This window comes from Rhodococcus sp. KRD175, from assembly GCF_017168275.1.
Taxonomy (GTDB): Bacteria; Actinomycetota; Actinomycetes; order Mycobacteriales; family Mycobacteriaceae; genus Rhodococcoides; species Rhodococcoides fascians.
Map to the genome: position 1 here is coordinate 1 of NZ_JABFAQ010000011.1, position 18,251 is coordinate 18,251.

General features: G+C 62.4%; 18 protein-coding genes. 8 read left to right on the forward strand and 10 right to left on the reverse strand.

The window, feature by feature from the left end; genetic code table 11:
- Nucleotides 1-124: 124 nt before the first annotated feature.
- Nucleotides 125-1,153, reverse strand: coding sequence for an SMP-30/gluconolactonase/LRE family protein (locus J1M81_RS16505; RefSeq protein ID WP_206498378.1), 1,029 nt, complete (start codon nucleotides 1,151-1,153; stop codon nucleotides 125-127).
- Nucleotides 1,154-1,240: 87 nt separating this feature from the next.
- On the opposite strand from J1M81_RS16505, the gene J1M81_RS16510 reads away from it, so the two are divergent.
- Nucleotides 1,241-1,894, forward strand: coding sequence for a DedA family protein (locus tag J1M81_RS16510; protein ID WP_027497716.1), 654 nt, complete (start codon nucleotides 1,241-1,243; stop codon nucleotides 1,892-1,894).
- Nucleotides 1,895-1,897: 3 nt separating this feature from the next.
- Here the strand turns inward: J1M81_RS16510 and J1M81_RS16515 are convergent, their stop codons facing one another.
- The gene (locus J1M81_RS16515; RefSeq protein WP_032399142.1) at nucleotides 1,898-2,158 is read right to left on the reverse strand and encodes a LuxR C-terminal-related transcriptional regulator; all 261 of its coding nucleotides are present in this window, start codon (nucleotides 2,156-2,158) and stop codon (nucleotides 1,898-1,900) included.
- Nucleotides 2,159-2,331: 173 nt separating this feature from the next.
- Between J1M81_RS16515 and J1M81_RS16520 the strand changes: the two genes are divergently transcribed.
- Nucleotides 2,332-3,576, forward strand: a complete 1,245-nt coding sequence (locus J1M81_RS16520; protein ID WP_206498379.1) for a TetR family transcriptional regulator C-terminal domain-containing protein — start codon at nucleotides 2,332-2,334, stop codon at nucleotides 3,574-3,576.
- Nucleotides 3,577-3,594: 18 nt separating this feature from the next.
- Here the strand turns inward: J1M81_RS16520 and J1M81_RS16525 are convergent, their stop codons facing one another.
- Both J1M81_RS16525 and J1M81_RS16530 read right to left on the reverse strand, forming a co-directional pair.
- A complete protein-coding gene (locus J1M81_RS16525; RefSeq protein WP_206498380.1) occupies nucleotides 3,595-4,806 on the reverse strand; it encodes a Fic family protein in 1,212 nt (403 codons plus the stop codon).
- Nucleotides 4,807-4,969: 163 nt separating this feature from the next.
- On the reverse strand, nucleotides 4,970-5,473 hold the full coding sequence (locus tag J1M81_RS16530) for a DUF1648 domain-containing protein (protein WP_241258195.1): 504 nt from the start codon (nucleotides 5,471-5,473) through the stop codon (nucleotides 4,970-4,972).
- Between the two features lie 115 nt (nucleotides 5,474-5,588).
- Between J1M81_RS16530 and J1M81_RS16535 the strand changes: the two genes are divergently transcribed.
- On the forward strand, nucleotides 5,589-7,091 hold the full coding sequence (locus J1M81_RS16535; protein WP_206498382.1) for an SAM-dependent methyltransferase: 1,503 nt from the start codon (nucleotides 5,589-5,591) through the stop codon (nucleotides 7,089-7,091).
- 255 nt (nucleotides 7,092-7,346) lie between these two features.
- Here J1M81_RS16535 and J1M81_RS16540 read toward each other — a convergent pair whose 3' ends face one another.
- Nucleotides 7,347-7,589, reverse strand: a complete 243-nt coding sequence (locus J1M81_RS16540) for an ArsR family transcriptional regulator (RefSeq protein ID WP_241258210.1) — start codon at nucleotides 7,587-7,589, stop codon at nucleotides 7,347-7,349.
- Between the two features lie 167 nt (nucleotides 7,590-7,756).
- On the opposite strand from J1M81_RS16540, the gene J1M81_RS16545 reads away from it, so the two are divergent.
- From J1M81_RS16545 to J1M81_RS16555, 3 genes are all read left to right on the forward strand, one after another.
- Nucleotides 7,757-8,803 (forward strand): SDR family oxidoreductase, encoded by a 1,047-nt coding sequence (locus tag J1M81_RS16545; RefSeq protein ID WP_206498383.1) that lies wholly within the window; start codon nucleotides 7,757-7,759, stop codon nucleotides 8,801-8,803.
- Between the two features lie 83 nt (nucleotides 8,804-8,886).
- Nucleotides 8,887-10,176, forward strand: coding sequence for an MFS transporter (locus J1M81_RS16550; protein WP_206498384.1), 1,290 nt, complete (start codon nucleotides 8,887-8,889; stop codon nucleotides 10,174-10,176).
- Nucleotides 10,177-10,230: 54 nt separating this feature from the next.
- On the forward strand, nucleotides 10,231-11,022 hold the full coding sequence (locus J1M81_RS16555) for an acyl-CoA thioesterase II (protein ID WP_206498385.1): 792 nt from the start codon (nucleotides 10,231-10,233) through the stop codon (nucleotides 11,020-11,022).
- Here J1M81_RS16555 and J1M81_RS16560 read toward each other — a convergent pair.
- The 4 genes from J1M81_RS16560 to J1M81_RS16575 form a co-directional block, all read right to left on the reverse strand.
- Complete coding sequence (locus J1M81_RS16560; protein ID WP_094623183.1) at nucleotides 11,010-12,488, reverse strand: mannitol dehydrogenase family protein; 1,479 nt, start codon at nucleotides 12,486-12,488, stop codon at nucleotides 11,010-11,012. The genes J1M81_RS16555 and J1M81_RS16560 overlap by 13 nt on opposite strands.
- 103 nt (nucleotides 12,489-12,591) lie before the next feature.
- Nucleotides 12,592-13,563: an ABC transporter substrate-binding protein gene (locus J1M81_RS16565; protein WP_032368947.1), complete on the reverse strand. Its 972-nt coding sequence runs from the start codon at nucleotides 13,561-13,563 to the stop codon at nucleotides 12,592-12,594.
- A 54-nt stretch (nucleotides 13,564-13,617) separates the two neighbouring features.
- Nucleotides 13,618-14,715, reverse strand: a complete 1,098-nt coding sequence (locus J1M81_RS16570) for an ABC transporter permease (protein WP_206498386.1) — start codon at nucleotides 14,713-14,715, stop codon at nucleotides 13,618-13,620.
- Nucleotides 14,712-15,491, reverse strand: coding sequence for an ATP-binding cassette domain-containing protein (locus J1M81_RS16575; protein ID WP_032364377.1), 780 nt, complete (start codon nucleotides 15,489-15,491; stop codon nucleotides 14,712-14,714). The genes J1M81_RS16570 and J1M81_RS16575 overlap by 4 nt, the downstream gene beginning before the upstream one ends.
- A gap of 409 nt (nucleotides 15,492-15,900) precedes the next feature.
- Between J1M81_RS16575 and J1M81_RS16580 the strand changes: the two genes are divergently transcribed.
- Entirely contained in the window at nucleotides 15,901-16,626 is a 726-nt protein-coding gene (locus J1M81_RS16580; protein WP_206498387.1) for an SDR family oxidoreductase, read from the forward strand.
- A gap of 30 nt (nucleotides 16,627-16,656) precedes the next feature.
- Nucleotides 16,657-17,664: a LacI family DNA-binding transcriptional regulator gene (locus J1M81_RS16585; RefSeq protein ID WP_206498388.1), complete on the forward strand. Its 1,008-nt coding sequence runs from the start codon at nucleotides 16,657-16,659 to the stop codon at nucleotides 17,662-17,664.
- Here the strand turns inward: J1M81_RS16585 and J1M81_RS16590 are convergent.
- The gene (locus tag J1M81_RS16590; protein ID WP_206498389.1) at nucleotides 17,657-18,229 is read right to left on the reverse strand and encodes an AAA family ATPase; all 573 of its coding nucleotides are present in this window, start codon (nucleotides 18,227-18,229) and stop codon (nucleotides 17,657-17,659) included. The two genes, J1M81_RS16585 and J1M81_RS16590, sit on opposite strands and share 8 nt — an antisense overlap.
- Between the last annotated feature and the right edge of the window lie 22 nt (nucleotides 18,230-18,251).

The window sequence follows — 18,251 nt, forward strand, 5'->3', positions numbered from 1 at the left end:
CAACACTCGTACGATGATTCTTCACTGGGGCCTCCCACATCTGTGGCTCTACCGGCCAGGACCCACTCCTGTCGGCAACCCACGCTTACATGCGGAGGGGCCCCAGCCAAGACCTCCATACCGTCTACTCGGGAACAGAGCTGACGGTGAACGGCTCGACCGGTTCTCCCCCACGCTTGTCGAACTGACTGTTGACCACCAGTAGTCGATCATCCACTGCTGCAACGGTTGTGGGGTAGGCAAACGATGGGTCCGTAATTTCGCCGGTGACGGATCCGCGCCGGCCATCATCGTTGAGGTCGACCTTCGAGATCAGACCGTCGCGATTGCGGACGACATACAGCGTGTCGTCGTCCATCTCCATCCCGTCGCCGTTCGTGAGCGTCGCTCCACCGAGGTCGACCTGGGTGACCTCTTTCGAGGTCTTGTCGATCCGGTACAGATTTCCGGTGCTGGACTGCACAACGATCAGCGCCGATTCGTCGTCGTTCTCGACGATGCCGTTGGCATTGAAGCCCTCCCCGTAGACGAACGGGCTGCCGTCGAAGTTCACGAACGTCTCCATCGGAGCGTCCTGCGTCCCAGCCACGATTTGGTCGAACGGAATGCGGTACAGCGCCGGGCTGCGTGAGTCCGTCACAAAGGCATCGCCATGGTCGGCAATCGCGACGTCGTTGAGGAACGTCGCGTCGGGGCCGAGACCGTTCGTGAACGTTGCCACCAGATCACCGGAATTGGCGTCGTACACCCAGACCTTGCCGGTCGCTCCACCGGCGATCACCAAGTAATCGGGCCGATCGTCGTCATCGGTGACATCGATCCCCGCAGCACCGGTGCGTCCGTCCGCACCGCCGGGCAGGAAGACCGATACATCCGGCGATCCGACGGTTCCGCGGAACACGGCACCGTCGGAAGTGGAGGTGACGTAGAACGTGTCGTCGGCGGCCGTGATGCCTTCGGGGAACACTCCTGTGCCCGGCAGGTTGTAGACGCCGGCGTTCGATGGGCCGGACGACGACGGAGCTGACGACGCCGGAGCTGACGATTCAGTGGGAGCGGAAGCGGGGGTCGGCTCCGGATCGGAGGACCCGCAGGCACCCAGCAGGAGTGTGGCGGCGGCAACAACGGGCAGTACCTGGAGGGCTCGTTTCACCCTCGCAAGTGTTCCATATGTCTCAATTTCTTGGCATTTCTCCTGGTGAGCAGATTTTCGGTCGAGACGTTTCGTACAGTCGTAGTCATGAGTGAGCTCTCCACCCTTGCCGCGACCAGCACTGAACTCGGCGGAATCGCCGGGTGGGCGGTGAGTCTGATGGAGGCGATCGGCGGTCCCGGTGCCGGTATTGCCGTCGCTGCGGAGAACTTTTTCCCGCCGCTTCCCAGCGAGATCATTCTGCCGTTGGCAGGCTTCACCGCATCTCAGGGCGGGATGACGCTCTTCGGTGCGTTGTTCTGGACGACTGCCGGATCGGTGCTCGGCGCTCTGGTTCTCTACTGGCTGGGCATCAAACTCGGACGTGACCGGATGTACGCCATTGTCGAGAAGATGCCGTTCGTCGGAACCGAGGATCTGACGAAGGCCGAGGACTGGTTCACCAGACACGGTCGGTCGGCGGTGTTCTTCGGCCGCATGATCCCGGTGGTTCGCTCGGGCATCTCGATTCCGGCCGGTGTGTCACGGATGCCGGTACTGCAATTCACGTTGTACACCACGCTCGGCAGCCTGATCTGGAACTCGATCTTCGTGCTGGCCGGATACTTCCTCGGCGAGAACTGGCACTATGTGGAGAACTACGCCTCCGTGTTCCAGTACATCGTCATCGGCATCGTTGTGGCGCTGATCGCGTGGTTCGTGGTGAAGAAAATGAAGTCGAGGCGCGTCGAGGTCGAGTGAACCTCACAGATCATCGATATCGATGAAGCCGTCCTGCAGAGCCCTCGCCAACAATGCCGCTTTGGTGGGTGCCGTGCGCCCCACCGCGGAGTACTTGGCTCGGATCCGGGACAAGTGGGTGTTCACAGTTCCCATCGACAGATAGAGCGCACGCGACGCCTCCGACTTGGAGTCGGACACCAGCCATGTGGTGAGCACTTCGATTTCACGAGCGCTGAGCCGCGGATCGGGACCTTCGTGGATGCGGATGTCGAGAACTGTCATGAAAATCCTTGATATCGGGCACCACCGCTGTCCCGGCGGCGCGAACACAGCACATAACACCGCACTCTTTCCGTTGGGTCACTCCGGTTGATGACCGAGGTCGCTCTCACCCGAGAGTGAGTACTGTCACCGGCACCGTCACGGTCGGTCTCACCTCGGTAAAGTCCGTCCCCATGAACGAGCTCGACGCGACTGCCACCCATTTCGTCGAGGCGGCCGTCACACTGTTGGTCGCGGATCCTCGACGAATTCTCGACCGCGGTATGCGCATCGAGGACGTCGTCCACGCATCCGACTCGTCGACAGCGACGTTCTTCCGCAAGTTCAGCACCAAGGCCGACTTTCTCGACAAGGTGGTCGAGCAGCTGGCCCGGACCTCGCTGCCCACCGACGTCCACGAAACAGTTCGCAGCCAGGTGACGAACGGCGGTGCATCGATTCGCTCGACGGTGACGGCGCTCGTTGCGCAGTACTTCCCGGCAATCGTCGACCGGAAGAGCATCACCGAGTCTCTTCTGGACCACGTTTTCAGTGGACCGTCGTCCCCGACCCTGTTAAGTGAGTACCGCGTCCGAGACGAAGCCGTACTGGGCGCGTTCGAGGCACTGTTCGACCCCGACGGCGGGGCCTTTCGCCGTCCCTTCACAGCCCGAACGTTCGCAGTGACGGTCAACGCAATCATCGATGGATTTCGCCTCCGCAGTCAGGCGGACGCCGCGTCCGTATCGGCCGAGGTGATGTCCGACGCGGTGCTTGCCTTTCTCGGGGCCGTCGTCGACACGTCCGGTCGTCATCAGCACCTCGACGACGTGGGAGAAGTCGGTTCACCGGTCGAGGAACGCCCGCTTCCTCGCGATCCTCGCGCTGCGATCGTCACAGCTGCGCGCGACGAGTTCGGAAAGCGTGGCTACTTCATGACGCGGATGGACGACGTCGCCGACATCGCAGGAGTGCCGAGGACGGCCTGCAAGACACTGTTTCCGACCAAGCCGTCCGTCATCGTTGCAGCCCTGCAGAATCGGGTCGATCATCTTCGCGAGTCGATAGCCGACGACCAGTTGCTGGGCCTCGATGAACTCACGATTCTACGAAATCACATGCTGCGGTGCGCGCAGCTCGCCGCCGACGAAGTCGAATTCATGGACGCTCTCCTCGTCGCCGTCGCACACGACACGTACGGCGAGCCGGAGGGGTTGATCTCGATCAAGGAGAAACTCAACCTGCCGGCAATCATCGGGCCGGTCATCGCGCGGGGTCAGGACAGCGGGGTGTTCCGAAAGAGCTCGAGCCCAGTCGATCTCGCAGCAGGCATCACCAATACGCTGCTGATGCGATGCTTCACACGAAGACAGAACAGCCCGCAGGACAACGCGAACTTCGTCGCTGAACTTCTCCTCGACGGTCTCGGTGTGCACTGAGCATCGACCGAGTGCGTGTTATCGGACCCGCCGGATGCCGTCCGCGAAGTCGTCGAGAGCGGCGAGTATCTCCTCGGCCTGCCACACCCTGTTTCGTCGCCCCTTCGACGTCTGGTGCACAATTCCCACCTCGGTCAGCTTGTCGATTGCCCGCTGAGCCGCAATCTCGCTGACGGCGAATGTGTTTCGTACGTAGGCGTTGTCGACGACCGGTTGCGCCACCAGAGCGTCGAGGAGTTTCCACACAACCGAGTCGCTTCGTGCGACGACGCGCTCGGTGTACTCGCTTCTGACATCGGCCAGCTCGTCTACCAATCGCCGCCCACCTTCGACGGCGTGGAACGTGGCAGTGGTGAGGCTCCGTACGATCGCCTCGACATCCCCGGCGCGGTAAGCATCCAAACTTCGGAAGTAGCCTGCGGTGTCCGTAAGGAGCCCAGCAGACAGTGGAACCGTCACTCGCTCCGTCACTTCCGCCGTGCGCAGCATCGCGTGGACTATGGCTCGGCCCGTTCGCCCGTTTCCGTCCGTGAACGGGTGAAGCGTTTCGAATTGCGCATGCGTGACGGCGATATGCGGGATGACGGGCAAGTCCGAACGAGCTGCGAACTCGAACAGGTCGGCAAGTGCACCCGGAAGCCGGTCGTGGTGCGGTGGAACGAAAGCGGCACGGTGCGGGCCTATGTCCGATCCCCCGATCCAGACTTGCTGAGTTCGCCATTGCCCCGGGAACGGATCGCCGTTGGACTCCATCAGCGATCGGTGCATCTGAAGCACGCTTGCTTCTCCGATCGATGATCCGACCTCGAGTGCTGCTTCCATCGCACGGACGTTTGCCGACACGATCGAGGCGTTCCGCGTTGTGGGCGCACCCAATTCGGCGAGTGCAAGTGCCCTGGCTCCCACGGTCAGATTCTCGATCTGAGAGGACGCCGAGCTTTCCGTCCGCAACAGAATCGAACTCATGGGTGCAAGTTCCACCGATGAACCGAGCCGCTCAGAGGCATAGTGGTCGAATCGAACGATCTCACGGAGGGCGTCCTCCGACTCCGCGATCAGCTGCGCAGGCAGGTTCAGCTCTACCTCTGCAATACGCGGCGGTACAGCTGCTCGATAGTCACCCTGATGCAGCCGCCTCTGGGCGCGCGACATGCACGAATCGGCGACACGCCACGGCCGGCTCTCGAACTCCACCGCAGGCCAGGATGCACCGGCCTCACCGTCTGCCATTATGTGACCATACCAAACCTTATTTGTATATGGTTTGGTATGGCCTGCTCAACCGTACGATCGGTGCGTTCGGACAATGTCGAGATGCAGGTCGACCTCGCCGATGGCAGCTACCTTTTACAGTCAGGCTCGAAATTGGCCATGTTGCAACCACTCCCCTGACTCAGTCCTTCGGAATACGGTATCGACTGCCGATGAACGCGAAGGCCGCATATCCCAGAATCACCACCACATAAAGCACAGTCGGCACCACGAACACCCACGCGCTCACCGACGCACCTGTAGTCGTGCCCGCAACGACGCAGATCCAGGCGAACAGCAGTGCGGAGGCGACTCCGATCCAGTCGAGGTCCTCGGAAATCTTGCGGTTCAGTTCGGGCCGATTCTCGGGGGCAGTCCAGTACTCGTGCAGTCGTCGACTCGGCAGGTTCACCAGCTGGGCCGGGACCTTCGGCAGCCACCACCCGACGCTGACGAACAACCCGATCATGACGAACCCGGTACCACCCATCGTGAGGAGGAAAGAGAGCTTCGAGTCCATCCGATCCACCTGACCGGATCCGTCGAAATGAGCGGGTATCTCGTCGCCCGCGGTGACGGCGACCCACACGAGGCTACCGACGAAGACGAGACTGGACAGCAGTAAGGCAGCGCGCGAAAGCTTCATCCCAGTCAACATTAGCGCCTGCGGCAGTGGTGCGGTGCTGAGCCTCTGGGTCGCTCCGCAGGCTATGCTCCTGTGCCACAGACGGCACCTATCCGCACCACTGCCGGAGGCATCGATGCCCAACAACGAGTTCGGAGACTTTCAGACTCCGATCGAGTTGGCGCGCGCCTTGGTCAACGCCCTGCCTGGTCGCGACTGGACCCGCGTCCTCGAACCCACCTGCGGTGTCGGGAACTTCCTGTCGGTGATGGCCCAGAGTCACCCCGAAGCAGAGCGCGTCGGGATCGAGGTGCAGCCCGAGTATGCTTCGTCAGCAGCACAATTCGGCAGGATCATCACAGCGTCGATCTTCGACTTCGATCTGGCCCGAGATATCGAGTGGAGTTCGGGGCCCGGCGCGACCCTCGTGATCGGCAACCCACCGTGGGTCACCAACTCGCAACTGTCGGTGCTCGATTCCGCCAATCGACCCGCCCGCACGAACACGAAGAACGCCCGCGGCATCGACGCCATCACCGGCAGCTCCAACTTCGATATCGCAGAGTTCATTTGGATCAAGTTGCTCACCGAATTCGCAGATCGACCCGCAACCATCGCGATGATCTGCAAGACCCAGGTAGCTCGAAACGTTCTGCTGCACTGTGCTCGGCATCAGCTTCCGGTGACCGGTTCGAGCCTACGAATGATCGATGCGAAAAAGTGGTTCGACGCAGGGGTCGATGCCTGCTGCTTCCTTGTCGAACTCGGGCCGGGCCAGACCGACTACACCGCAGAGACATTTCCGAGCATCGATGCGTCGCAGCCGGACAACAGAATCGGAGTCGTCGACGGCCGACTGGTCGCGAACGTCGATGCATATCAGCGCAGCAAGCACTTCGACGGCACCAGCCCTCTGGTGTGGCGGCAAGGCATCAAGCACGACGCCACCGCGGTGATGGAGTTGGCCGAGAATGGCGGCCCGCGAACCAAACTGGGAACCGGCGTGGACATCGAAGCCGACTACCTGTTCCCACTCTTCAAGTGCACCGATGTCTACCGCGACAAGCTGGACTCGGTGTCCAAGTGGATGATCGTGCCGCAGTCGCATACCGGCGACGACACCGAGCAGTTGACGCACACCGCACCGAAGTTGTGGGCATACCTCAACGCCAACGCCGCGGCACTCGACGGGCGGAAGTCGTCGATCTATCGCAACAGAGCCCGGTTCTGCATCTTCGGTGTAGGCCCGTACACGTTCGCGCCCTACAAGATTGCGATCTCCGGGTTCCACAAGATTCCACAATTCAGGATGGTCGGTCCCTACGACGGCAAACCAGCCGTGTTCGACGATGCCACCTATCTGCTCCCTTTCGAGGACCCCGCAACCTGCTCCGTCGCCCACGCGTTACTGACCGGGCCCGAAGCTACCGATCTCATTGCTGCTCTGGCATTCTGGGACAGCAAGCGGCCCGTGACGAAGAAGCTCTTGCAACGCATCGACCTCGCGGCGATCGCCCGGGCGACCGACCCCGTCGTACTGAGTGAGCGTTCCGCAGCGGCGGCAGCTGCGCACGGTCTGGTATTCGAGGCAGCATCGCTCACTCGTGCGGCCGATCTCGCGAGGGGACACCCACTGTGACTGCCGATCCGCCTCAGCGACAACCGGTTACGGAATTGATCCTCTTCTTAATCGGCGGTGCCATGTTCGTCGTGGCTACTGTAATGAAGCGGGACGCGTTACTCATCGCATCTATCTTCCTCTGCGTATTTGCCGGTTTCGCAGCCCTCACTTCGACATGGCTGGCCCGTCAGAGTCGGCGCATCATCGCACTGTCCGGCATCATCAATCTACTGTCGGGCCACATACAGAGGTCGCACCGACGCAGTGGAGACGTCACAGATCGGTCTTGATCGTTTCGGCCAATCGGTCCAGGTACTTGGCGTTGCGTTTGTAGTGCACCCACGGCCCAATTTTGGTGCTGGTCACCAGGTGGGCGCGTTGTAGCACCGCCATGTATTGCGAGGCAGTCGACTGCGAGACGCCCGCTCTGGATTGAATGTGTTTGAGGCACACCCCTACCTGTTCGGCCGGTTCGAGCTGCGGCGGAAAATCGCTCGGGTCCTTGAGCCATTGCATGATCGCCAATCGCGCCGGGTTGCTGAGAGCACCGAACACTGCCGCAAGCTCCGCAGGATTCAGTTCGTCAGCCACCCTCGAAGCGTACTCCAATATCGCAATATCGCGATCTGTGGTCTACTTACTCGGACATCGCAATATCGCGATATTCAGATAAGGAGAAGCTGATGAAGACAGCAGTAGTCGTGGGGGCCAACGGCGTGATCGGCGGAAATTTGGTCGAACACCTGCAGCGGACCGGGGATTGGAACATCATCGGCCTGTCCCGCCGCGGCGGTATCGACAGCGAACGCGTCCGGCACATTGCGGTGGACCTGCTCGACGGCGACGAGACTCGATGCCGACTCTCGCACCTGACGGACGTTACGCACATCTTCTACGCCGCATATCAGGAACGCCCGACGTGGGCCGAGCTGGTGCCTCCCAATCTGGCGATGCTCGTCAACGTGGTCACCGTGATCGAGGACAGTTCTTCGAATCTGGAACATGTCAGCCTGATGCAGGGATACAAGGTGTACGGCGCGCACCTGGGACCGTTCAAAACCCCTGCGCGCGAATCCGACCCACCGCACATGCCGCCCGAGTTCAACGTCGACCAACAGCAGTTCCTCGAAAGCCGTCAGGTCGGAAAGAGGTGGTCCTGGTCGGCGATTCGGCCATCCGTGGTGTGCGGTGTAGCGCTGGGGAATCCGATGAATCTGGCCACCGTGATCGCTGTCTACGCCACCATGTGCAAGAAGCTGGGCGTGCCCATGCGATTCCCGGGCAAGCCCGGTGCTTTCGGATCTCTGCTGGAAATGACCGATGCATCGTTGCTCGCCGAAGCGACCGTGTGGGCCGCAACCACTCCCGCGTGCGCGAATCAGGCGTTCAACATCACCAACGGAGACCTGTTCCGCTGGAACGACATGTGGCCGCGCATCGCGGACATCTTCGGGTTGGACACCGCCACCCCACTGCCGATGTCGCTGGCCGACGTCATGGCCGACAAAGAGCCACTGTGGAATTCGATTGTGTCCGAACACGAGCTGAAACCCACTCCGTACCGCGATGTGTCGTCCTGGGCGTTCGGTGACTTCGTGTTCTCCTGGGACTACGACGTCATATCCGACGGCTCCAAGGCCCGCCGTATGGGGTTTCATCGTTTCGTGGACACCGAGGCGATGTTCGCCGGCATCGTCACAGATCTCCGGCGGCAACGAATCATTCCCTGAGCGAATCGGGCTCGGTGGTTCCGCACCCCAGGAGATGTGGAGGCATAGGCTTTTCGACGCACGCCCCCGACAAGGAGATCGCCATGTCAGTGAAGTCCGAATCGACGTCCACTCGGCACGTGATGCCAAAGAAACAACTACTCGCAGTCAGTATCGGCAATGCCGTCGAGTGGTACGACTGGACGGTCTATGCGACATTCTCGATCTACTTCGCGACCCAGATCTTCTCCGGTGACAACCCGGCTGTGGCTCTGTTGAGCACCTTGGCGACGTACTCGGTGGCGTTCTTCTTCAGGCCGCTCGGGGGCTTGCTGATCGGACGTTTTTCCGATCTCAGAGGGCGACGTCAGGCAATGATCCTGACGATCGCGATGATGTCGGGTGGGTCGTTCGCGATCGCGGTCCTCCCCACGTTTTCCGTAGCAGGGTGGATCGCTCCGATTCTGCTGTTGCTGGCCCGGATCGTCCAGGGCATGTCGATGGGCGGCGAGGTCTCCAACGCGTCGGCCTACCTCGCCGAGATCGCCCCGAACGATCGGCGGGGGCGATACTCGTCCTTCTATTACATCTCCACCGGCACGGCCATTCTCCTTGCGTCCCTGCTCGGCGCGTACCTGACGTTCGTGCTCGACGACGACCAACTGAGCTCGTGGGGCTGGCGCGTACCGTTCGTCATCGGCGGGCGGCTCGGAGTAGTGGGACTCTGGATGCGACGCGGCATGGCCGAAGCCGACAACCAAGAACGCAACGCAGTGAAGGCGAAGGCCGTGCGAAACCCGTTGTGGATGACCATGAAGCACCATCCTCGTGCCGTCCTGCAAGTCGTGGGATTCGTTCTCCTCGCCACTCTCGCCTACTACACGTTCTTCTCCGCGATGACGCCCTACGCCGTCAAGCAGCGCGGAGCGGAGGCCAACGACGTGTTCGTGGCCTTGTCGATTGCGACAGCGATGTTCGTCGCGTTGCAGTACCCCATGGGCGCTCTCGCGGACCGCATCGGCCGCAAGCCGCAATTGCTCACCTACGCTGCACTGTTCGCGATTCTGATCATCCCGCTCTCCAAGCTGATCGGGCCGTCGTTCGTCAAACTGCTGATCGTCTTCTGCGTCGGCCTGCTGCTGTTCGCGATGTGCTCGGCCATCATTCCTGCCGTTCTGGCCGAAGCCTTCCCGGCAGAGCTTCGAGGTGTAGGTATCGGGGCCTGGTACAACCTCACGGTTGCGTTGTTCGGTGGCACCGCTCCCCTTCTGGTCAATGCCTTGTCCGACGCAGGCCACGCCGACTGGTTCTTCTATTATCTCTCTGCAGCAGCTGTGATCTCGTTCTTGACAATGGTGTGGATGCCGGAGAAGCGTGGCCAGGACCTGGACTGAATCTCGGCGACACTACGATCGGATGGCACACCGTCCGAGGCCGTAGGAGAGTCAATGCACCCGTTCGACGCAGCAGTCGCACTCGAGAGTGTCGGCGAGGGCACGTACGCCGGACGTACGTCGCCGTCGTACAACAACATGGTCGGCCCGTTCGGTGGCATCACCGCGGCCACGTTCATCCGGGCCGTCGAACTGCATCCAGAAGGCCAGGGAACGCCGGTCTCGCTGACTGTGAATTTCGCCGGGCCGGTTGCCGAGGGTGATTTCGAGATCTCGGCTCGCCCTGTGCGGACCAACCGAAGCAACCAGCACTGGTATCTCGAACTGACTCAGAACGGTGCGGTGGCGACGACCGCGACCGCGGTGTTCGGTTCGCGTCGTGAGACCTGGGACAACATCGAGGCGACGGCCCCTGACGTTCCCTCCCCCGCCGACACGAAGCAGGGCGGTCTTCCCGACGCCATCGCGTGGGCACAGAACTACGAGATGCGTTTCGTGCACGGCGCACTGAGCGATCAGGAGTCCGCTGACTCGACCGAAACTCTGTGGATCCGCGATACACCACCGCGGCCGATGGACTTCGCGGCCCTGACCTCGCTGAGCGATGTGTTCTATCCGCGGATCTTCCAGCGGCTCGGCACGTACGTTCCGGCTGGGACGATCTCCTTGACTACCCATTACTTCGCTACGCCCGAGGATCTCGAGCAGCATTCCGACGGATACGTCCTCGGCACCGCGCGGGCACGCCGATTTCACCAGGGCTACTTCGACCAGACTGCCGAATTGTGGACCGAGGGCGGGATTTTGCTGGCAACCAGTCACCAGATGGTCTACTACAAGGTGTGACTCACCGACGACTGTTCGAGCAGTCGTCGTACCGCGCCCCTGGCACCGTTGTCCTGCAGCGAACGCTTGGCTCGCTGGTACGCACCTCGTAGTCGCGGACTAACCGAGAGGTCCCCGAACACTGCGCGATTGGTCAGGAATGCTCCGGGATTGTCGTGGTCCTCCCACGACAGTCGCTGCAGACGCTCCGCATCGGCGTCGATCATGGGAACGTCCCCACGCTCGTACACCCCACACCATCCGGCGAGTATCAACGCGCAATGATCGACGGTCCGATCGTGCGCCAACCGATCTCGCAGTACCGGCAGCACGAACTTGGGAATCCGCGCGGAGGCATCGACGATCTGACGTTCGAGGGTGTCTCGAACGGCCAGGCTCGAAAATCGTAACAGCAGTTGCTCGATATAGGCGTCGAGGTCGATTCCCGGTACCGGCGCGAGCGTCGGGGCAGCCTCCGCACGCATGTACGACGCGACGAATTCGCGCATGTCCGGATCCGCCATCACCTCGTGGACGTGGGTGTACCCGGCCAGGATGCCGAGGTAGCTCATGGCCTGGTGGGATCCATTGAGCAGCCGAAGTTTCATGTGCTCGTACGGTGCGACATCGGTGACGAGTTGCACTCCTACTTCGTCGAACGGTGGCCGCCCGAACGAGAAGGTGTCTTCGAGTACCCACTGCGAGAACGATTCCGATTGAACCGGCCAGCGGTCGTCTATGCCGAAGTCACGTCGAGCATCCTCGATGACGGTGGGCGTCGTGGCCGGGGTGATGCGGTCGACCATCGAATTGGGGAACGCGGTCGTGGCATCGATCCAGTCGGCCAAGTCGCTGTCGTGGTGGCGCGCGAAGGACGTCAGCGCGGTGCGAGTGACCGCTCCGTTGTGGACGATGTTGTCGCACGACATCACGGTGAACGGCGGGACTCCGTGGAATCGACGGGTGGCGAGAGCCACGGTCAGAAAACCGAAGACGCTCGTCGGTGTGGAGAGATCCTCGAGATCCGCCAGCACCGACGGATCGGTGGGCTCGAACGCTCCCGTCAGATCGTCGACGCCGTAACCGCCTTCGGTGATGGTCAGGGACACGATCATCGTGGACGGTGAACTGAGCACATCGATGACGGCCTGCGGATCGTCGGGTGCGAAAACGAAATCGGCGACGGAGCCGACAATTCGGGCCTCACGTATGCCGTCGGGGTCGACGGTCACGAGTGTGTAGAGGTAGTCCTGGTCGTCGAGGACCTCTCCGATTCTCTTGTCCTGGGGCAGTACTCCCACCCCGCACAGCGCCCAGTCCAGGTGCCCGGCCGCGAGCAATCTGTCGAAGTAGACCGCCTGATGTGCGCGATGAAACGCACCGACACCGAAATGAACCACACCGCAGTGCAGTTCGTCCGCGTCGTACGCGGGCCTCGCGACGGTCGCCGGTAGGTGTTCCAACGTGGTGCGACGAAGCTCGGTCATGACTTCGGTCCTCGAGTCGGCTGAAGATGAAACGGACGTGGTGAGCGGTGGCACTCCCGGGCAGGTTCTGCCACCAGGAGCACCACCGCAGTTCAGGGGTGAATCAGCAGGACGACTTGTAGACGTACTGTGCGCCTTCGCCGTCGATGTTGTCGGCGGTGATGACGTGGAAACCGGTGGAGATCTCGGCGGTGACCGGCTTGTCGTCGATGGCCGCCATGGCCTGCTCGACGCCATCGGTGCCGATGGTGCCGGGCTGCTGAGCGATCAGGGCCTGCACCGTTCCCTCACGAAGCTGCTTGACCTGCGCCGGGCCCGCATCGAAGCCGACGATCTTGACCTGATCCTGCTTGCCTGCCTGCCGAACTCCGGTTGCGGTGCCTTCGGCCGCAAAGGTGTTGGCGGCGAAGATGCCGACGATGTCGGGGTCCTTGGCCAGTGCGGCCGAGACCAGACGGGCTGCTTCGGCCGGATCGTTGTGGCTGTACTGCACGCCCAGGTAATCGAAGGCCGAGTTCGCTCCGACGGCTTCCTCGAAGCCTTCCACTCGGGCGTCGGCGGTGGAGACTCCTGGATCGGTGGAGATCACCAGTACCTTGCCGCCTGCCGGGCTGAGCCGCTCGATGGCGCTGAATGCCTCTGCGCCACCGCCCTTGTTGTCGGACGAGATGGAGGAGACCGCGATGGACGGATCTTCGAGAGTGGTGTCGACCAGGACGACCTTGATACCGGCCTTGGAGGCTGCCTCGAGGGGGGCCTGCATGGCGGCGACGTCGGTGGGCGCAATGAGAATGGCCGACGGCCGTGATGCCACAACCGAATCCACGATCGGCTTCTGCAGCGTCGGGTCGAACTTCACCGGCCCCTGGGTGTCGACGGTGACGCCTGCATCCTTGGCTGCGGCCTCGATTCCGCACTGCATGCTGATATAGAATTCGTCGCCGCTGACGCCCTGGATGAAGGCGATCTTGCCGCTGCCGCCACCGCTTCCGGAGTCGGACGAACAACCCGCCAGGAACATGGCGGAGACCGAAGCGACACTCAGTGCAACGACGGCGGTGCGTGATGTGATCATGGTCGACTTTCTTGTAAGGGGTTGCGAGTGAGGGAGTTCAGGGCCGGTCCCAAGCTAGGGACTTCGAGACCAGAGTCTCTTGAGGGAGCTGGGCGATTGGCCTCGACTTGCAGCATCGCGTCGACGTTGGTCGAAGTACACCGCGGCGATGAGAACCGCACCGACGGCGACCTGCTGCCAGAAGGGCTGTACTCCGACGATGACGAAGCCGTTCTGCAGTACGGCCGGAATGAACAATCCGACGACGGTGCCGAACATGGTGCCGATGCCGCCGAAGAGACTGGTTCCACCGATGACCACTGCCGCAATGACATTGAGGTTGGTCTGGGACTGGCCGGCGATCGCGGTGGTGCCGTACTGAGACAGCGACAGTATGCCCGCCAATCCGGCGAGGGTGCCGGAGAGCGCGTAGATCTTGACCAGATGCATGTCCACCTTGATGCCGACGCGGCGAGCGGACTGCTCCTTGGAGCCGACGGCGAAGGTGTAGAGGCCGAACTTGGTGCGGTGCAGAACGATTCCGAAGATGACGACCAGCACCAAGGCGATGCTCGAGATCAACGGGATGGTGGTGGCAGGCAGGTTTCCGTAGCCGATCGTGTCGACGAGAACCGGTGGTACGTCGCGGATGTCGACGCCGCCGGTGATGACCTGCGACAGACCGAGCGCCCCGCCCAGTGTGCCGAGTGTGACGATCAGCGGAGGCACTTTTGCCTTACCGATCAGAAATCCGTTCAGCAGGCCCCAGCACAGGCCGCATCCCAGCGCCACCACGATGCCGATGGCCGCCACTCCCCAGCCGTCGCCGCCGATCGCGGCCATCGTCTTCGCCGACACCACGCCGGAGAAGACGAGCACCGAGCCGACCGAGAGGTCGATGCCGCTGGTGACGATCACGAACGTCATGCCGATACCGAGAACGGCCAGGATGGAGACGTTCTGAATGATCTGCCGAATGTTGCCCCATTCGGGGAAGCTGCCGGGGGCCATGATCGAGAACACCAGGCAGATCGCCGCCAGCACCAGCACGATCTGAAAGACCTGAACTCGCGCCAGCTTTCCGAGCGACTCGACGAGATCGAACGTGTGCCGTGACGGGCTGTCGCCGGGAGGCAACGGCTCGAGCGATGGGGAGATGGTCTGATTGCTCATCGTGTTGCTCCGGTGGTTGCGCCGGTCATCGCACCGACGAGTTCTTCCATGGTCGTGTTCTTGGCGTCGAGGGTTGCCACGCGCTTGCCCATCCGCAGCACCTGGACACGGTCGGCTACTTCCATCACGTGCGGCATGGAGTGGCTGATGAACACCACGGCCACTCCCCTGTCCGCGACCCGGCGGATGGTGTCGAGGACATTGCGCGTCTGCACCACACCGAGGGCGGCGGTCGGTTCGTCGAGAAAGACGACGCCCTTGGCCCAGGCGACGGCACGCGCGATGGCGATGGCCTGTTGCTGGCCGCCGGACATCGATCCCACCGGGACGGTGAGGCTGCGGACGGTGGCACCGAGTTCGTCGAGCGCATCCTGTGATTGCTTGCGCATCGTGGAGACGTCGAGGAAACCGAGGCGGCCGAGCGGCCCCTTGGCCGGCAGTTCGCGTCCGAGAAACATGTTCTGTTGCGCGTTGAGATGCGGAGCAAGCGCGAGATCCTGGAACACCGTTTCGATTCCGAGCTCTGCTGCCACCGTCGGACTGTCGAGATCGACCGCTGTGCCGTCGAACAGGATCTCTCCGGTGTCGACGGCCAGGCTGCCCGAAAGAGCCTTGACCATCGTGGACTTGCCTGCGCCGTTGTCGCCAATGAGGGCGACGACCTCACCCGGGTAGATGTCGAAATCTGCGTCGTCGAGGGCGCGCACGTTTCCGAAGCTCCTCGACAATCCCCTCGCTTCGAGGATCGGTGTCGCAGCAGGTGCAACGGTGGCCATGGGTACTCCTCGGTCGAATGGAAACGTTCGGGTGTGGGACAGGACGCCCCCCCCGCCGACGCCGGTGCAGCACGGTTCGAGAACTGGGCCTGCGCGGCATGTCGAGCTCCCTGCGGGGCTCGCTGTGTTAACGAGTGTGACCCACACAACTCGCATTGTCACGTGTTTCGCGAAAATTCATGTCACCGGTGACATGGCCTATCGGCCCGGCAGTCATTCCGCCGCAGTACGAGGCCGATATCCGACCACGGAGTACCGTCTCTGAACTGGACAAATGGACGATCTACACCGTTTTCGCGACGGGAACGACGCGCTGCGGTACCGTCCATGACACCGATGACATACGCGTCCACTCTGGGACGGATGACACCGATGACATGACCACTCGGAACAGTGAAGGTAGACCCCCATGGCGAAGTTCGACGGCCGCAAGATCTTGGTGACAGGTGCCAGCGGAGGCATCGGCTCGGCAACGGTTCGGCGCTTGGTGGCCGACGGTGCCGACGTCGTCGCGGCGGGCCAGTCGGTGGACGCGCTCGACAAGCTGGCCGACGAGACCGGGGCAACACCCCTGGCGTTCGATCTGACGTCCGAGAACAGTGTTCGCGACGCCGTCGCGGGCCTCGAGCTGTACGGCGTCGTCAACTGCGCCGGATTCGGCGGCGAGATCGCGACGCCTCAGGACACCGACATCTCGATCTTCGACAAGGTCATCGCCATCAATGCGCGCGGCGCACTGTTGGTCATCAAGTACACCGTCCCCGCCATGATCGCCGCGGGCACCGGAGCCATCGTCAACGTCTCGAGCCAGGCCAGTCTCGTCGCCCTGACCGGACACATCTCCTATGGATCCTCGAAAGCGGCCTTGGACAACATCACTCGGGTCTCCGCACTCGAACTCGGTCGCCACGGCATCCGCGTGAACGGTGTGAACCCGACGGTCGTCATGACGGAGATGTCTGCGTTCTACTGGGGTCGCCCGGAGATCGAGGAGCCGTTCCTGGCGCAGATGCCGCTGGGACGCTGGGCCACCGAAGACGAGATTGCCGCGCCGATTGCCTTCTTGCTGAGCGATGATGCTTCCATGGTGACCGGAGTGTCGTTGCCGGTGGACGGCGGCTACACCAGTCGCTGACGGGACGAGGACGAGCAGACGGGGTAGATCATGACCACCATGCAAGACGTCGCGGCGCTGGCCAAGGTCAGTGCCAAGACCGTCTCACGGGTGTACAACAACGACCCGCACGTCGATCCCGATACTCGTGCCCGCGTTGCCGAAGCGCTCGAGTCGCTCAACTATGTGCCGAACACGATGGCGACCTCCTTTCGCAACGGCCAGACGGCGGCCATCGGTGTCGCCGTCCCGGACATCGACGACCCCTTCTTCTCCTCCATCGCACGCGCAGTGGAGGAACGGGCCCGCCAGGACGACATGGCAGTTCTCGTCACCAGCCTCGGTCACGACGGAGATCAGGAACAGGCGTTGGTGGAGTCGCTGCTGCGTAGACAGTTGAGCGGCTTGATCATCGCGCCGACGGGTGCGGACCACGCATATCTGGAGCGCTGGATCGACAAGACTCCGACGGTGTTCGTCGACCGCGCACCCGACGGCCTCAAAGCCGACAGCTTCGTCGACGACGATCACGGCGGGGCGGTACTGGCCACCGATCATCTCCTCGATCTGGGTCATACCCGCATTGCCGTGATCGGCGACAGTGCGGGGATTCCGACCAGCCGCAATCGCTTGGCCGGATATCGAGAGTCATTACAGGGCCGGGGAATCGAGTTCGACGAGGCTCTCGTCGCTTTGGGTGTGCTGGACCGCGAGGACGCCCGTGCGGCACTGACCGACTTGACCGCACTCGACAGTCCCCCTACTGCACTGTTCCTGTCGAACGCGCGAGTGGCAATGGCCTGCGTGCCTGTTCTACAGCAGATGAACTTGCTGCATCTGGCGTTCGTCGGATTCGGCGACTTTCCCCTCGCCGATGCAGTGATGCCACCGGTGACGGTGATCGATCAGAACCCGGCTCGACTCGGCCATCTGGCCATCGAACGACTGTTGGGTCGAATCGAAAAACCCGGGCGCCGTTACAAACGGCGCAACATCCTCGGCGTCGAGTTGATCGAGCGTGAATCCTGCACTCCCGGAACCACTCACACCATCAGCTGAGCCCGAGTTCTCGGGCGACGAGATCGGCTTGCTGCGCGGTCGTCAGTTCGGCGTCGACGCGTAGGTGCGGAATGCGCGGCGTCCGAGCGGGCGGATCCACCGGCCGGTGGGCATCGCGATCCGCCCCACGAGCGGCCCGGCGTCGCGCCAGGAGTTCCGGCGATCCGTCGACGTGGATCACCTTCGTTGCAGCAGGGGACAATTCGTTCACCAGCAGCGTCCATTCGGGCGCGCCCGTCAACTCGCGGGTGAAGGGCGCAACGAGGACGGGCCGCTGACCGAGCTGTACGAGATCCCGGGCAGCGGCGCGCACCACGGCGTAGCGCCCGGCGCGAATCCGCTCCGAATGGGGACCGGCACTGTTCCAGTGCGGGCCTTCGATCATCGAATCCAGTTCGTCCAGTAGCGGATTGGTGAGGGTGTCAAGGTCGAGCAGAGCAGTACCGAGACGGCGCGCCAGCTCTCTACCCAGCGTCGTTTTGCCACTGCCCGCCGCGCCGGCAACCACCAGGACCGGCAGGGATTCCCGTTCGATTCCGAGGACGTCTTGACAGACATGAGGCATAGCGGGAATCATACAAGACAAC

What these genes read in the sequence shown, in the direction of transcription:
- J1M81_RS16510 (WP_027497716.1), top strand. Translation starts at nt 1,241, where the DNA reads ATGAGTGAGCTCTCCACCCTTGCCGCGACCAGCACTGAACTCGGCGGA.
- J1M81_RS16515 (WP_032399142.1), bottom strand. Translation starts at nt 2,158, where the DNA reads ATGACAGTTCTCGACATCCGCATCCACGAAGGTCCCGATCCGCGGCTC.
- J1M81_RS16520 (WP_206498379.1), top strand. Translation starts at nt 2,332, where the DNA reads ATGAACGAGCTCGACGCGACTGCCACCCATTTCGTCGAGGCGGCCGTC.
- J1M81_RS16525 (WP_206498380.1), bottom strand. Translation starts at nt 4,806, where the DNA reads ATGGCAGACGGTGAGGCCGGTGCATCCTGGCCTGCGGTGGAGTTCGAG.
- J1M81_RS16530 (WP_241258195.1), bottom strand. Translation starts at nt 5,473, where the DNA reads ATGAAGCTTTCGCGCGCTGCCTTACTGCTGTCCAGTCTCGTCTTCGTC.
- J1M81_RS16535 (WP_206498382.1), top strand. Translation starts at nt 5,589, where the DNA reads ATGCCCAACAACGAGTTCGGAGACTTTCAGACTCCGATCGAGTTGGCG.
- J1M81_RS16540 (WP_241258210.1), bottom strand. Translation starts at nt 7,589, where the DNA reads ATGCAATGGCTCAAGGACCCGAGCGATTTTCCGCCGCAGCTCGAACCG.
- J1M81_RS16545 (WP_206498383.1), top strand. Translation starts at nt 7,757, where the DNA reads ATGAAGACAGCAGTAGTCGTGGGGGCCAACGGCGTGATCGGCGGAAAT.
- J1M81_RS16550 (WP_206498384.1), top strand. Translation starts at nt 8,887, where the DNA reads ATGTCAGTGAAGTCCGAATCGACGTCCACTCGGCACGTGATGCCAAAG.
- J1M81_RS16555 (WP_206498385.1), top strand. Translation starts at nt 10,231, where the DNA reads ATGCACCCGTTCGACGCAGCAGTCGCACTCGAGAGTGTCGGCGAGGGC.
- J1M81_RS16560 (WP_094623183.1), bottom strand. Translation starts at nt 12,488, where the DNA reads ATGACCGAGCTTCGTCGCACCACGTTGGAACACCTACCGGCGACCGTC.
- J1M81_RS16565 (WP_032368947.1), bottom strand. Translation starts at nt 13,563, where the DNA reads ATGATCACATCACGCACCGCCGTCGTTGCACTGAGTGTCGCTTCGGTC.
- J1M81_RS16570 (WP_206498386.1), bottom strand. Translation starts at nt 14,715, where the DNA reads ATGAGCAATCAGACCATCTCCCCATCGCTCGAGCCGTTGCCTCCCGGC.
- J1M81_RS16575 (WP_032364377.1), bottom strand. Translation starts at nt 15,491, where the DNA reads ATGGCCACCGTTGCACCTGCTGCGACACCGATCCTCGAAGCGAGGGGA.
- J1M81_RS16580 (WP_206498387.1), top strand. Translation starts at nt 15,901, where the DNA reads ATGGCGAAGTTCGACGGCCGCAAGATCTTGGTGACAGGTGCCAGCGGA.
- J1M81_RS16585 (WP_206498388.1), top strand. Translation starts at nt 16,657, where the DNA reads ATGACCACCATGCAAGACGTCGCGGCGCTGGCCAAGGTCAGTGCCAAG.
- J1M81_RS16590 (WP_206498389.1), bottom strand. Translation starts at nt 18,229, where the DNA reads ATGCCTCATGTCTGTCAAGACGTCCTCGGAATCGAACGGGAATCCCTG.